Source organism: Neptuniibacter marinus (genome assembly GCF_001597725.1).
GTDB lineage: Bacteria > Pseudomonadota > Gammaproteobacteria > Pseudomonadales > Balneatricaceae > Neptuniibacter > Neptuniibacter marinus.
The window spans coordinates 1-213 of the sequence record NZ_LUTR01000116.1; the positions used below are offsets into that span (position 1 = coordinate 1).

Below are 213 nucleotides of genomic sequence, written 5' to 3' on the forward strand. Positions count from 1 at the left end.
GTGGTGCCCAGAGACGGAATCGAACCGCCGACACGAGGATTTTCAATCCTCTGCTCTACCGACTGAGCTATCTGGGCATGATGAGTCGATCCAGAGACAAAAAAGGCCTGCGATTTTATATGCAAGCCTTCTATGTAAGTGGTGCCCAGAGACGGAATCGAACCGCCGACACGAGGATTTTCAATCCTCTGCTCTACCGACTGAGCTATCTGG

At 51.6% G+C, this 213-nt stretch carries 1 tRNA gene; it reads right to left on the reverse strand.

Annotated features, from left to right (window positions below):
- Nucleotide 1: 1 nt before the first annotated feature.
- Nucleotides 2-77: transfer RNA gene (locus A3774_RS16275), tRNA-Phe, on the reverse strand.
- Nucleotides 78-213 lie beyond the last annotated feature (136 nt).